General features: G+C 45.6%; 9 protein-coding genes. 7 read left to right on the forward strand and 2 right to left on the reverse strand.

Translation table 11 applies throughout. The features are described 5' to 3' along the window. Positions 1–49 precede the first annotated feature (49 nt). Together ACTZWV_RS00575 and ACTZWV_RS00580 are read left to right on the forward strand one after the other, a co-directional pair. On the forward strand, positions 50–355 hold the full coding sequence (locus ACTZWV_RS00575; RefSeq protein WP_444784660.1) for an excinuclease ATPase subunit: 306 nt from the start codon (positions 50–52) through the stop codon (positions 353–355). A gap of 5 nt (positions 356–360) precedes the next feature. Next, positions 361–1293: a putative metalloprotease CJM1_0395 family protein gene (locus ACTZWV_RS00580; RefSeq protein ID WP_444784661.1), complete on the forward strand. Its 933-nt coding sequence runs from the start codon at positions 361–363 to the stop codon at positions 1291–1293. A 30-nt stretch (positions 1294–1323) separates the two neighbouring features. On the opposite strand, the gene ACTZWV_RS00585 is transcribed toward ACTZWV_RS00580, so the two are convergent. Then, entirely contained in the window at positions 1324–3642 is a 2319-nt protein-coding gene (locus ACTZWV_RS00585; RefSeq protein ID WP_444784662.1) for a Tex family protein, read from the reverse strand. A gap of 106 nt (positions 3643–3748) precedes the next feature. Next, entirely contained in the window at positions 3749–4027 is a 279-nt protein-coding gene (locus ACTZWV_RS00590; protein WP_444784663.1) for a GreA/GreB family elongation factor, read from the reverse strand. Between the two features lie 206 nt (positions 4028–4233). Here ACTZWV_RS00590 and gmtY point away from each other — a divergent pair, with 206 nt between their 5' ends. The 5 genes from gmtY (at position 4234) to ACTZWV_RS00615 (ending at position 14017) form a co-directional block, all read left to right on the forward strand. Beyond that, a complete protein-coding gene (gene gmtY, locus ACTZWV_RS00595; protein WP_444784664.1) occupies positions 4234–5535 on the forward strand; it encodes a gamma-mobile-trio recombinase GmtY in 1302 nt (433 codons plus the stop codon). Further along, a complete protein-coding gene (gene gmtZ, locus ACTZWV_RS00600; protein ID WP_444784665.1) occupies positions 5532–8987 on the forward strand; it encodes a gamma-mobile-trio integrase GmtZ in 3456 nt (1151 codons plus the stop codon). Before gmtY ends, gmtZ begins: the two co-directional genes overlap by 4 nt. A gap of 1 nt (position 8988) precedes the next feature. Then, positions 8989–9609, forward strand: a complete 621-nt coding sequence (gene gmtX / locus ACTZWV_RS00605; protein ID WP_444784666.1) for a gamma-mobile-trio protein GmtX — start codon at positions 8989–8991, stop codon at positions 9607–9609. Positions 9610–9631: 22 nt separating this feature from the next. Continuing rightward, positions 9632–10105, forward strand: a complete 474-nt coding sequence (gene greB / locus ACTZWV_RS00610) for a transcription elongation factor GreB (protein ID WP_444784667.1) — start codon at positions 9632–9634, stop codon at positions 10103–10105. A 300-nt stretch (positions 10106–10405) separates the two neighbouring features. Beyond that, the gene (locus ACTZWV_RS00615) at positions 10406–14017 is read left to right on the forward strand and encodes a YobI family P-loop NTPase (protein ID WP_444784668.1); all 3612 of its coding nucleotides are present in this window, start codon (positions 10406–10408) and stop codon (positions 14015–14017) included. Positions 14018–14129 lie beyond the last annotated feature (112 nt).

The following is a 14129-nucleotide window of genomic DNA, read 5'->3' on the forward strand; positions in this document are numbered from 1 at the left end:
TTTTGGTTAATAATTGACCGGTATTTGCTAAGGTTACCGGAGTTGTATCATGGATATTCAATCTGCTTTGTATTCGGGTATGCAGGGTTTCTCCCGCGCCAGCGCCGGGGTAACGGATGCTACGCTGGATATCAACCGTCAAACCCGTGCCAACCGGCAAAATGAGACTGAGCAAGCTGTAGCGCAAACCGCAGCTACGGAGCAACCACGTACATTACAAACCGCGGAACAACCGGGATCGTTAACCAATAGCTTAGTGCAGCTGGGGCAAGAGCAACGTAATGCTCAGGCGAATGTAAAAAGTATTCAAACTGCCGACGATGTGCTCGGCAGCGTGATTGATATTCGCGTCTGATGACTATGCTGGTATCAAATTATCCTAATGTCAGTATCAATACGGCGAATCCGCCGACTGAAATGGCGCGGCGTGATGCGCTGCGCAGGGATTTATTTGAACCGGTAAAAGAACTTGAAAAATCGTCGGCGGAAAAGCCGCTGGTTAGCGATGAAAAAGTCCGCAGTGCTAATGGCAACCAGACTCAGGTAAATTTATACGATGCTAACGGCAAAGAAACTGAGACGCAGCAAGCGGTAGAAGGTCGTGGCGACGAGTCTGCAGAGCAGCAGGATGCTGAGCGCGAACAGCAAGATGCAAAACAACAGCAGGCAGAGCAGCAACAGGCCGAACAACAAGAACAAGCAGAAATACGCGAGCTTAAAGCGCGCGACCAGGAAGTAAAAACCCACGAGCAAGCCCATGCTGCGGTGGGTGGGCGTTACGCCGGAGCCCCATCTTACTCCTATGAATTAGGTCCGGATGGTAAGCAATATGCTGTCGGTGGGGAAGTATCGATTGATATTTCACCGGTAGCCGGCGATCCGCAGGCCACGGTGCAAAAAATGCAGCAGGTGCGGGCAGCGGCATTGGCGCCGGCAGAACCGTCCTCAGCAGACCGCCGCATAGCTTCCGAAGCCGCGCAGCGGCAAATTCAGGCACAAGCTGAGCTGGTGCAACAAACCTCAGCGCAAACTAAGCCTGCTGATGCTAAACCGGTTGATACTGAGCCAACGGATGCGGCTGACAGCGGAAGTGGCCGCGCCGGCTTTGCAGAACAAGTGCAGCAAACAGCAATAAGCTACCGCGTATCAGATGACAGCAGCAATGCCATTGTCTACCCGCAACGCGATACTCTTGCCATCAGCGCACAAATGCAGCTGCGGCGTGATGTTATCGCCGGTTTTTATCAGCGCGCCACCGAGCCGCAAGTCAGACAGTCGCTGCAGCAGGCTTAGCACCTGCTGTAGCTATCAGCGTCGTCTACCTTACTTCTTCAGTTTGGCAAAGGCCTCAGCAAAGGCATTACCCATAGCAGCATTGTTGTCGACCGGCTTGGCCTGACGTGGCGCTGCGGTTTTATTACTTTGCTGGCGCGGTGCGGCTTTATCCGCAGCTCTGTCTGCATTTTTGGGGGCCGGTTGCTCGTCCATACGCATGGTGAGTGCAATGCGTTTGCGCTCAATGTCGACATCCAGCACTTTTACTTTTACCACATCACCGGCTTTTACTACCTGGTGCGGATCACTGACAAACTTGTCGGTCAATGAGGAAATATGCACCAAACCATCCTGGTGCACGCCGATATCAACAAAGGCGCCGAAGTTGGTCACGTTGGTGACGACCCCTTCGAGCAACATGCCGGTTTTCAGATCTTTTAACGTTTCCACACCGTCTTTAAAGCTGGCGGTTTTAAACTCCGGTCTTGGGTCGCGGCCGGGTTTATCCAGTTCTTTTAAGATATCGGTAATGGTAGGCACGCCAAAATGCTCATCAGCAAAGGCTTTGGCATCAATGCTGTTTAAAAAACTGCTGTTACCGATGATTTGCTCCACGCTCTTTTGATGCGCGCTGAGTATTTTTTCCACCAGCGGGTAAGCTTCCGGGTGCACACCTGAGGCATCCAAAGGGTTTTTGCCATTATTGATGCGCAAGAAGCCGGCGGCTTGTTCAAAAGCCTTGGGCCCCAGCCGCGGCACCTTTAACAGTTCTTTGCGCTCATTAAAGCGGCCATTACTGTCGCGGTGAAACACAATATTTTGTGCCAGGGTTTTATTTAGCCCGGCCACCCGAGCCAACAGCGGCACTGAAGCAGTATTTAAATCTACGCCGACCGCGTTTACGCAGTCTTCTACTACGCCATCGAGCGACTTGGTTAACAGGCTTTGGTTTACATCATGCTGATACTGGCCCACACCTATGGCTTTAGGTTCAATTTTTACCAACTCTGCCAGCGGATCCTGTAAGCGGCGGCCAATGGAGACTGCACCGCGTAGCGACACATCCAGATCCGGAAACTCCAGCGCGGCCAGCTCAGAAGCGGAATAGATTGAGGCGCCGGCTTCAGACACCATAATTTTCTGCAAGGCTTGTGCCGGTAGGGCTTTGATCACCTCAGCGGCCAGTTTATCGGTTTCACGCGAGGCAGTGCCGTTGCCAATGGCAATCAGTTCCACTTTGTGTTGCTGGCACAGTGCCACCAGGGTACGCACAGACTTATCCCACATATTCTGTGGCGCATGCGGAAAAATAGTATTTTGGCTTAGCAGCTTACCGGTTTCATCTATCACGGTAACTTTAACGCCGGTACGCAGGCCGGGATCCAGCGCCAGCGTAGTACGCATGCCGGCCGGTGCCGCCATTAATAAGTCTTTTAAGTTACGGGCAAACACCTTAATGGCTTCTTCTTCGGCCTTTTCGCGCAGCTCACTTAACAGATCGTTTTCCAGCTGCAGGTGTAATTTTACTTTCCAGGTCCACTGTACGGCGGTGCGTAAAAAGGCGTCGGCGGCGCGGCCTTCGTCTTTAATATTAAAGTGACTGGCGACCATTTGTTCGCACACACTGTGTGCTGTGGTTTCGTCTGCATCCGGCAGCAGTTGCAGTTGTAAAAAGCCTTCATTACGGCCGCGGAACATCGCCAGCGCGCGGTGCGACGGCGTGGTTTTCCAGCTTTCGGTGTGGGCAAAGTAGTCACGGAATTTAGCGCCTTCCTGCTCTTTACCGGCGACCAGGGTGCTTTTTAGTACGGCGTTTTGTGCCAGGTGGCGGCGTAAGCGTGCCAGCAGGTTGGCATCTTCGGCAAAACGTTCCATCAGAATATACTTGGTGCCATCCAATACTGCTTTTATATCGGCAAAGCCGGCTTCGGCGTTAAGGTAAGCCGCCGCTTCGGTTTCAGGGTTCAGTGCCGGGTTGGCCTGCAGCGCATCTGCCAGCGGCAACAGGCCGGCCTCAATGGCAATCTGGCCCTTGGTGCGGCGTTTGGCTTTGTACGGCAGGTATAAATCTTCCAGCCGGGTTTTGTTGTCTGCCGCCAGAATGTCCTGTTTCAGTTCCGGCGTTAGTTTGCCCTGCTCATCAATGGTTTTTAAAATCACCAGCCGGCGATCTTCTAACTCACGCAGATAAATTAAGCGCTGGTCCAGATGACGCAATTGCGTATCGTCCAAACCACCGGTAATTTCTTTGCGGTAGCGGGCGATAAAAGGCACGGTCGCGCCTTCGTCCAGTAGCGCTATAGTAGCGGCGACTTGTTCCGGACGGGCCGCGATCTCTGCAGCAATTTGCTTGATAATGATAGACATAAAGAAAAAATTCCTGATAAAAGCACCCGGGTGGGTGATAAACGTCAGTCTAAAGACAATAAGATAAGCTGATTGTCCACTTTAAGCGGCAAAAAATCCAATTTGCTTAACGCTCAGCAGGCACCGCGGTATAACTGATATGGTTTATAAACCACAGTTTGTTGCCGGTAGGGGTGCTCACCAGCACTTCGTCATCAACAGCTTTTTTCAGCAGTGCCCGTGCCATCGGTGAGTCGATGGAAATGTAATCTTTACGACCGTAAATCTCATCCGGCCCGACTATGCGAAAACTCAGCTGCTCGCCCTGCTCATTTTCAATTTCAACCCGGGCGCCAAAAAACACCCGACCATCTTGCTGTGGTGAGTAATCGACTACCCGCAGCACTTCCAGCCGCTTACGTAAAAAACGGATGCGGCGATCGGTTTCGCGCAGCAGCTTTTTATTATATTGATATTAGAACCCCTAAGAGAATCATACTAAATATACCTTTATCTTCTCAGCGGGGTCATATGTCTTAATAAACTTTATCACTTTGACATAATAAGAACCCCTGACTATATACCCTATACTATTCATAAGTTGGTATAAATATGCCTGCTGTTCTGAAGCTAAATGTTGAGTTTACGGCCTCTCAAGCTGCTTCAGCGAAAAGGCTACCCGCTCTGTTCACTGAAAATGGTCTTCTTATATCCCATTTAAGATTTCTTTACACAAAACGCAATAAATCCCAATCTTGGCTCGAACGAAATACGTTTGCAATTCAGCTACTTTTGAAATTTATCAATGCTAATCAACATTCAGACATGTCAGCGACAGAGATGCTCGAAACTTTCGTAGATGCCCTAAACTTTGGAACTGTAGACTGCAATCAAACTGATGAATTGAACCTATACTGGTTCCCTCGAAAAGTTGCAGATGTGAATGTTTTGCTCAGTCATGTCAATTTGTATTGTGATTACATTGATGGTCTTTATGGGTACGAATTACCCAATCTCAATCCTTTAAGGCGATCAACTAAGGCGGAAGAAAGAATCCTATGGTGTGCCTACTACAAACGTCAATCGAACTGCTTTTTAAACCACTTAAACCACCCGTCACCGAACAAATTTGCAATGAGTCGCAGGGTAAAAGCTCCAAACTCCCATTTACTTTCGGTTGAGTCTGTATCTCGATTTCCAGATGAACATTTTGAACGGTTTTTAAGATATGGATTTATAAGTCCAGATGGAGAATTCGATTTAAGCAGCATACTCATAGTAATGCTTATGCATTATGGTGGTTTAAGACTATCCGAATGCTTCCACATCTATACCCATGATATTGCGATTGATAATAAAACAGGCGCAGCGATTATCTCTGTATTTCACCCAAGTGACGGAGCAAGTCCTTCGTCTGATTTTACTAATCGTCGCGACTTTTTAAATCGACAGTTTCACCTTAAACCGCGAAATGAATATCACCGCTCGCACAGACTGTATTCTGGGTGGAAAGGCGCACTACTTACAGCCCGCAATCTTTCGTTCAATGTCATGATTTTTCCCAACATTAAAGCCGTCGAATTTACTGATCTGCTGAGAGACTATCTGACATCAAGAATTGATGGTGATCACCCGTTTCTATTTACCAACAGTAAAGGTCAGCCCGAATCCAAGAAAAATTTCATTAAAAAATATAGAAAAGCAATTAAACGTATCGGGCTAGATTCAAATAAGCATCAGGGAACCAGTCCCCATGCTCACAGGCACTCTTATGGGTATAGGCTCGCGATATCGGGATTCAACCAATTAGAAATCCAAAAAGCTATGCACCATAAAAACCCTAATAGTTGTTTGGTGTATATAAAACCCCAGGACGATGAAATCAGAGAAAGAGCGAGGGAATTGGGTCTATGAGGAAACGTTTTTATGCATCTCTTAGCAAAGCCCAGCAGGCTGCCCAAGCTCTTGGCTTTACCACAAGCACCGAATACCTAAAGCGATATCGTGAAGACCCACGTTTGCCCAGTAATCCTGCTGCAACTTATTCCACCGACTGGCAATCCTGGCCTCAGTTTTTAGGCCAGGAAGCGAAAGCTCTGTACGCTTCCTGCGCCGAGGCTCAGCAGGCTGCCCAAGCCCTTGGCTTTACCACACGCAAAGAATACCTAAAGCGATACCGTGAAGACCCGTGTTTGCCCGGTAGTCCTGCTACAACTTATTCTACCGGCTGGCAATCCTGGCCTCAGTTTTTAGGCCGGGACGTGAAAACTTTATACGCCACCTACGCCGACGCTCAGCAGGCTGCCCAAGCCCTTGCTTTTACCTCAAGCACAGAATACCTACAGCGATACCGTGAAGACCCGCGTTTGCCCAGCAATCCGAATAAGGTATATTTCGCCGACTGGAAATCTTGGCCTCAGTTTTTAGGCCTGGAAGCGAAAGCTCTGTACGCTTCCTACGCCGAAGCCCAGCAGGCTGCCCAAGCCCTTGGCATTACCACAAAGGCAGGATACTCGCAGCGATACCGTAAAGACCCGTATTTACCCAGTACTCCTGAAGTGAGCTATGCCGCCGACTGGCAATCCTGGCCTCAGTTTTTACTGCCTATTTGGATAAATACACTTCTAGAATTAAAGAATGCATGCAAAGTGCTGGGGATTCGCGACTCGCAACAATACCGCCATATTCAGAAAAACTATGCTCAACTCCCCTCAAAACCTGATAAGAAATTTAAGGATTGGATTGATTGGTACGATTTGTTAGATATTCCAAAACCTTATGAACTTCATGAATTAATAAAAATAGTCAAGTTGCACGGTTGCACATCGCTGTACGATTATAAAGTTATGCGAGTCAAACTTAACGACCCCAAGATTCCTGCTTCTCCGATTGAATATTACGATGGCAAAGGTTGGACCAATACTTATGATTTTTTTGGTCTAAAAAGACCATATCAAGTGAAATATTTTGAACCTGATTGGAAGCAGTGGGGTGATTTGATAACCGAGTTTTTGAAAATGGCAAAAGGGGGAGGTACTAAAGTCAAGGACTTATGTGAGTTTGTTCGGGAGTATATTGAGCCAAATATGTTCGAAACTTCTCCACTTGATTACCTCACTCGCGGTAAAACAAATATTCAACCCATGCTTGAATTGTTTGAATCTGTGTCTATCACTCGGAAGAAAAAGTGGCTTTTCTCAATCAGTGAATTTTTAAACTGGATCATCAAAAAGTTTTTGACAATAGAGGACGATGATACAGGTGAAGTTTCCCGCATAAAGGGAGCAAAAAATCCGTTTTCTCACATCAATTTTGATGATGAACAAACACCCGCTTCAATTAATGAAACAAACAAGTTGGCGTTGCCATATCAATATGTAAAAGGCGGTCGCGAGTGGGCTTTCCCTCAAGCGCAATTTGAAAAAATTAGTTATTCAGAACTTATCCATCTGCATAAATTTTCGGCCGATTGGATTCAAGTTGATGACTCCTTTGCTATTGACCCATCAGATCCTGATTGTGTTACCAAAACTGAGGGAGGTAAAACATATCTGTGGCTTCCTATTTATTGGACCTATACCTATGCGTTAATGCAATTACCTGCAAGAGGAAGGCAAATTGTCTATTGCGACTCTGGAGAAGCAGACCTCGAAGTTCCAGATTTTCAGAATGGGAAAATAATCTGGTCCCCAAATAGAAATAAATTGGCAGGTTTAACCAGCTGCCAATGCATGATAAACAAAACTAAGGATGGAGATTTTGGTGTTTATTATACCTCGAACAAAACGAGTTTCGATGGTAAAGGCTACGCAATTCCATTTATGCCTATTGAGTTAGCGTATTGGCTAATCAAATTAAGGAAATGGCAAGAAAAATACAACCCAATAGTAAGGCCTGCAGAGTGGCTAGAATGCACTAGAGTAACTTTGAACGAAATCCAAAAGAAACAAAAGGGGAAAAATTGTTTCTTATTTCGTGACTTTCAAGATAGTGAGCCCGGTATATTTGGTGGAAGATTAGCGTCTAGACTCGCGGCTGCGTTATTTTTTTCATCTGACGACCAACTCGTTTCAGCTACATACGCAGGGCAGAATCATAACGAGTGTGCTTCTCAACTCAAGCAACAGCAATCAATTGCCCTTTCACCATTTAAATCAGTCTACACACCACACGCTATGCGGGTTAGCCTGATAAATGCCTACGCTTATGAATTTGGCTTGCCTATTGAAGTTATTATGAAACTGGTTGGTCATTCTTCGATCATCATGTCTATTTACTACATTAAGAGCGACAAGTCAGGAGCCAATATCCGTGAGAAAGTTACTCTTGGTGAAAAGCAAGCATTAAACAAAGCGACTGACACCCTAAAAAGCTTTATTGAATCCCAACGAATTGAGCAATGCAAGAGCCAACTCGTCGCTAACAATGCTGATTTTCTCTCAACTATTAATAATTCCAGGCCTGCATCCAGTTATCTTTTCAGAGACTTTGGCATATGCCCAGTTGGCGGGGGGTTTTGTAGCGAAGGGGGCGAAGCTGTCGCTATGAAAGCCAATATTTTTCACCCTGTAATGGCTGGCTATCTTGGAGAGCAAAACTGTATTCAATGCAGGTTTTTTGTCACTGGCCCTGCATTTATGACGGGATTGGCTGCTTTATTCAACGAACTGTGTTTGGCAATGAATACTCAATCGCAACGCTACACTCTCTTAGAGAAAGAGCTCGACAACACAGTTACTAAGATAGACATAATCTCACATCAAATATATCAGCAGAAATCACAAAGCTCTCAAGCGTCAAATTTGGAGAGTGAAAAACTTAAACTCCAATCTGCACGACGAAAACTGAACTCAGAAATTGAAGTCAAAGCGAAAAAAATGGATTTGTACATGAGTGATATGCAGGCGCTTCATAAATACTTATTAAACTGTCAATCGATCATTAATCAAGACTCATCACCTGAAGGAGCCAAGCTTCAACTAATTGTTCCTAGGGACTTTTCACTGAATTTTGAAATCAGTGAAGTAAGCGGTTTTCAACAACTATCTGAAATATGTGAAAACGCCGAGCTTTATCACAGTTGTACAGATGAGCACGCGGTGACGAGAAGGAGTCAAGCTCTCGATAAGTTGTTGGTGAAGAACGGTATTGCCCCACACTTTTTACATTTAAACGAAACTGAACAACTTGTAGTGGGTAACCAACTGACTCAGTTGATGCTCACAAGGTTAAAAAGCTGGGAAAAAATCGACCGCCTTATTGATGGGGGCTTGGCGTTAAATGACTTTGAAGAAAGTGAACGAATTTCTAAGAATGAATTGAAACAACTATTCATGGGTGCAACCCCACTTAAACTGGTCGAATAATATGAATGAAGCATCTCCAGATATCGTCTTGGAACAACTGAAATCACAGGTTTCAGAGCGAGTCCACCACACTCTGCAAGCTATCTATGAAGTTTGTAATGAGCAAAAGCAGCGGGGGTTGGATGAATTTAGCTACACTACCATTGCCCGGCTCGGTAAAGGGAGAGGTGTCCCTGCTGCACAAAGCATTCGAAATAAAACAGGTGAAGCCTATCGCACGTTAATATCAAGCTTTGCCAACCAATCCCCGAAACCTTCAAACATCAATAAACCAAGCTATGGCAAAAATTATGCGTGGATAGATGAGCTGAAAGATCCGGTGGTAAAACTTCAAGCCAGAATCCTTTATTCACAAAAAGTCGCAGCAGAAAGGCTAGTTAATGAAATAGCACCTATCGATCGAGTGATAGAGATTTTTGATGGAAAGTCATCAGATACTCTCTCCAAAAGGCTTACAAGCCTTGAAAGAGATGCGCTTGAATATCTTTTATCTAATGAATTTAAGCGCCGGCATCAATTGGTGATAGGGCCAAATGGAAGTATATTATCGGCCGATAGTAATGAGTCCTTTTTGCCTGTGGCAACCATAGATGCCATTAAAAAGGCTTTACAATTTCTTTGATTAATCAGTTGTAGGAATAATCTTGAAGACAAACTTGATCACCCGCGAAGGTTTCGAAAAGCTAAATGCAGAGCTGAGCCATCTTTGGCGTGTGTATAGGCCTGAAATCACGCAGAAAGTTGCATGGGCAGCAAGCTTAGGTGATAGATCAGAGAACGCCGATTACAAGGAGAATAAGAGGTTACTTCGACAAATCGATTCCCGTGTTCGCTTTCTTCGTAAGCGTTTAGAGGTTCTCAAAATAGTCGACTACTCACCCCAGCAAGATGGAAAGGTTTTTTTTGGTGCCTGGGTCGAAGTTGAGGATGCTAATGGTGAGACCAAGAAATTCCGTATCGTCGGCCCTGATGAAATCTATGGCCGTAATGATTACATCTCTATTGACTCGCCAATGGCACGAGCTCTGTTAAAAAAGGAGGAAGGGGATGATGCTATAGTTCCAACTCCAACAGGGCCAAAAGAATGGTTTGTCTTAACTATTTCATACGCAACATAAGTGTGGTTCTCCCATAGGTTTCCATTTTAGCTAAGTTGTCTTACTATAGTTTTTATTAAGTTAAACAACGCACTACATATTGGTTTTGGAAGCAGCTTTTTCGCACATAGCGGACGGATTAGCCACCGACCCAAAATCTTGATTCAATAGTCACTGGTGATTTGAATGCTTTGAGATGAAACCTTAGTTTCAATCTGACATCCGAGTCCAAACATAGAATTTAAATAAGCATTGGTGCCCAGTCAAAATTGGGCAGATCTAAGTCAGCCTTTCGTTTATTAGAGGTTAGTTCAACATCCTATGATAAAGACCATCACCTCCCTAACACGCTGGCTTGCCAATAGCCTCATTAACTTTGTGTCTTGGCTTGAAAGCAAAGAGCATTCCGCCGAGGTGAAATCGAAGTTTGTAGACCTTGCGCCAACTGATGATGCGGACAAGACTGGCGTTTATTCCGAAGCCATTCTGTTTGCGACAAACAACGCGAAGGTATCCAATATTGCCCTAACGGGTCCCTACGGATCAGGAAAGAGCAGCATCATTCAATCTTTTTTGAAGAAATATCGGCGCTCCGCGCTTCATATATCTCTCGCTGCGTTCGTGTCGGAGGCTGATTCGGAAGGCGAGAAGGTAAGCCGTCAAGAGATTGAAAGAAGTATTCTGCAACAAATGCTGTATGGTGCTGACGCAAACAAGCTTCCTCTGTCCAGGTTTAAAAGAATTCAGTCACCTGGCGTTTGGTCGGCCTTTAAATCTCTTTACATCATGCTTGGAATTCTAGCGCTTTGGTACGTTTTCCATCAGAGAGAATACATCATCAGCGGCAATTTCTTCGTGCCGTTAGCACTCAGCAATTGGTTCCATCTGGGAGCCTTCTTGCTGGCGGCAACATTCTTATGGGGGACTTTGCATCATTTTTATGTCGCGAGCTTCGGACTGTCACTTAAGAGTCTCTCGTTGAAGGATGTTGAGATACGACCTGCATTTGATGACCAGACGTCCATATTAAATCGCCACCTAGACGAAATAGTCTACTTCTTCCAAGCAACAGATTACGATCTCGTAATCATTGAAGATTTAGATAGATTTAACGATGCTGAAATATTCGTAACTATGCGCGAAATTAATAGGCTCGTAAACGAGAATGCCGGCGTGAAGCGCTCCATCAAATTCCTCTATGCGCTGCGCGACGACATGTTTGTCAACACCGATCGAACCAAGTTCTTTGAATTCATTATTCCGGTCATCCCTATCATAAATACATCTAATTCGATTGACATGGTATTGGAACAGGGAAGAAGACTAGAGCTTGATGGACGCTTGGATCGGCAGTTTCTGAGAGAAGTCTCACGATATCTGAACGATCTGAGGTTGATTCAGAATATCTTTAATGAGTACGCCATATATGTGGCTAACTTGGAAACTGATGGAGAGGTTCTGCTCAACGCCAACAAGCTCCTCGCGATCCTGATCTATAAAAATGTCTATCCGAGCGACTTTGAACAATTGCACCGCGGCGCAGGTAATCTCGCCGAAATATTGAACCGCCAGGACGAGCTCATTAGGACTGGTGAAGCTACGTATAGGGCTGAAATCGCAGAACTCGAAAAGCGACTTGAATTAGCCGAGCGACAGACGCCATCAGACCTGAAAGAGTTGCGGCAAATCTATGCTATGGCTCTAATTGAAAAGATTCCAGCGAATGTTAACAGTGTCAGTCTTGATCAGGGTACATGGATATCGCTTACTCAGCTTGCGAACCATGATGCTTTCGAGCAACTGATTGGTGCTACGCGCCTATTCTATCACAATGGCTATAATTACCATCAACATGTCGATGTTTCCAAGTTGCAAAGTGAGGTGCACTCTCAGAAAACCTATCAGCAACGTAAGGAAGAGATCGAAAATAAGGCGGCTGATAATAAGAACAAGAGCTTGCGTCAAATACGCGACCTAAGATCAAAGATCGCAACGCTTCGCACGACCAAACTCAACGAGCTGTTGCGTTTGAATGCGGAAAGCATGCAGGATATTTTAGAGAACTTTGGGGAGAACGGAGAGCTTGCCCGCTTTCTGATCTTGGAAGGCCATCTCGACGATACCTACTACCAATACACTTCACTCTTTCACTCAGGCCGTTTGTCGCCTAATGACAATAAGTTTCTGATCCAGATACGTGCATTCGTTACGCCAGAGCCAGGATTTCCGATCGATAATCCTCAAGAAGTTATCGCTGCAATGCGATACGAGGACTTCGGGCAAAGCTACATCTTAAACGTCAAGCTCGTCGATAGTCTCTTAAGTGACCAGAACAGGTACCGCGGGCAAGCAAAGAAGCTGTTAGAGTTTCTATCTACCAAATTTGAGAGCTGCGAGGGCTTTTTCGATGCCTATTACACCAGCGGCAGCGATGTTGCCGGACTTCTTTCGGGACTAGCCAACGCATGGGAAAGTCTAATTCCAACAGCCTTAGCCAGCGATAACGATATCTCCCACGTCACACAATTAGTCGCGAGCTTACCGGAGAACTCGCTCAAAAAATTCGCAAGAGATTTTGACGAGCTACCAGAATTTGTTGCGGCGAATCTTCCGGAGATTCTGGTGAATTTACCTGAACTAGCACCGGAACGACTTGCATACCTCAACTTTGAAGTCAGAGATCTGGCTGCAATCAAAGAACACTCTGAGATTGTACGATTTATGTTCGAGGAGGGCCTTTTCGAAATAACGATGGCGAACCTGGAATACGTGTATCAAGCGCTTTTGGGAGAGAGCGATCTCGAGCCAATACGTGTGAGTAATTTCACGGCTATACGAGCGACAAATAACGCAGCCTTGATGAAACGGGTCGAACGCGATTTCGACCGCTACTTTAGCAATGTACTTTTGGAGCATGAAGAAAATTCTAAAGAGGATGCTTCTGCCATCCTCGCTGTGATTCACCACGATACGTTTGCTCTAGATGATATTCGTGTATTTCTTGAACGCCAGACAACACTGCTGCCAGCTCTAAAGGATGTGCCTGAGAGGGTTCATTCGATGCTGTTTCAGTTAAGTAAGATTGAACCAACTTGGTTAAACTGTCTTACTTTCATTGAAGGAAACGTGTTCGAAGCGGGTATCTTAGCCGAATATTTGGATCGAGATGACGTTCGTAAGGTTATTCTCGAACACACTATACCTAGCGATTCGGATTCACAGAAACTGCGTCTGTTCCTCTTCAATGCGGGTTCGCTGTCTGATTCCTCCTACAGAGAATATGTTAAAGCATTGCCGAAGTCGCTCAATCTCCCACCCAAAGTACTCGAATCCACCAAGCTTCGAATCCTGATCGTTGAAGGAAAAATTACTTTCACCAAGGAGAGTCTTGATGCGCTCGCTGACCATAGGGATTTGGAAGTACTATTTGTCGCAGCTAACATCGACACATATTTGGCGAACCCAGACAATTTTGGACTTGACGATGGCTTCCGAGAGGAACTCCTTCGGTCTGAGATTGATATTGTAGCCAAGTTAGGGATAGTCGAATTAATGGACCTAGAACTGCTCGTGAACCTCCCCAAGCGAGCAGCACTTATCGGCCAAATTATTAACAACACCAACGCCAACATATCCAACCTTAATGGGGGTATTGCTAAAGCATTGATAACGTATTCTGCGCCAACAGCGACACAAATTTCACTCTTCAACAAATATCAATCTCTTTTGACGGATGACGAAGTCCGTCAGGTCTTAGTCAATCTACCAAAGCCATTTTCCGAAATAAAAACTGGGTTTACTACGCCTAGGCTGAAAAACAATTCAGATAATTTAGAATTGGTTAGGTGGCTTGACTCAAGAAACATTATTTCATCATGGAGCGAGGGTAGCTTGATTAGTAACGATATAAAAGTGAATCTCTATAGACGCTGATAGGCAGCATCCAAAATTCTGTGTGGTCTCAGCGTCGCCGGCACTCTGCTTTGAACGCTACACATCGAACGCTCGCTTCGAGCGAGACTAAGGGGCGGGCTTTAGCCCGCCC

This window comes from Rheinheimera sp. NSM (assembly GCF_052380015.1).
Taxonomy (GTDB): Bacteria; Pseudomonadota; Gammaproteobacteria; order Enterobacterales; family Alteromonadaceae; genus Alishewanella.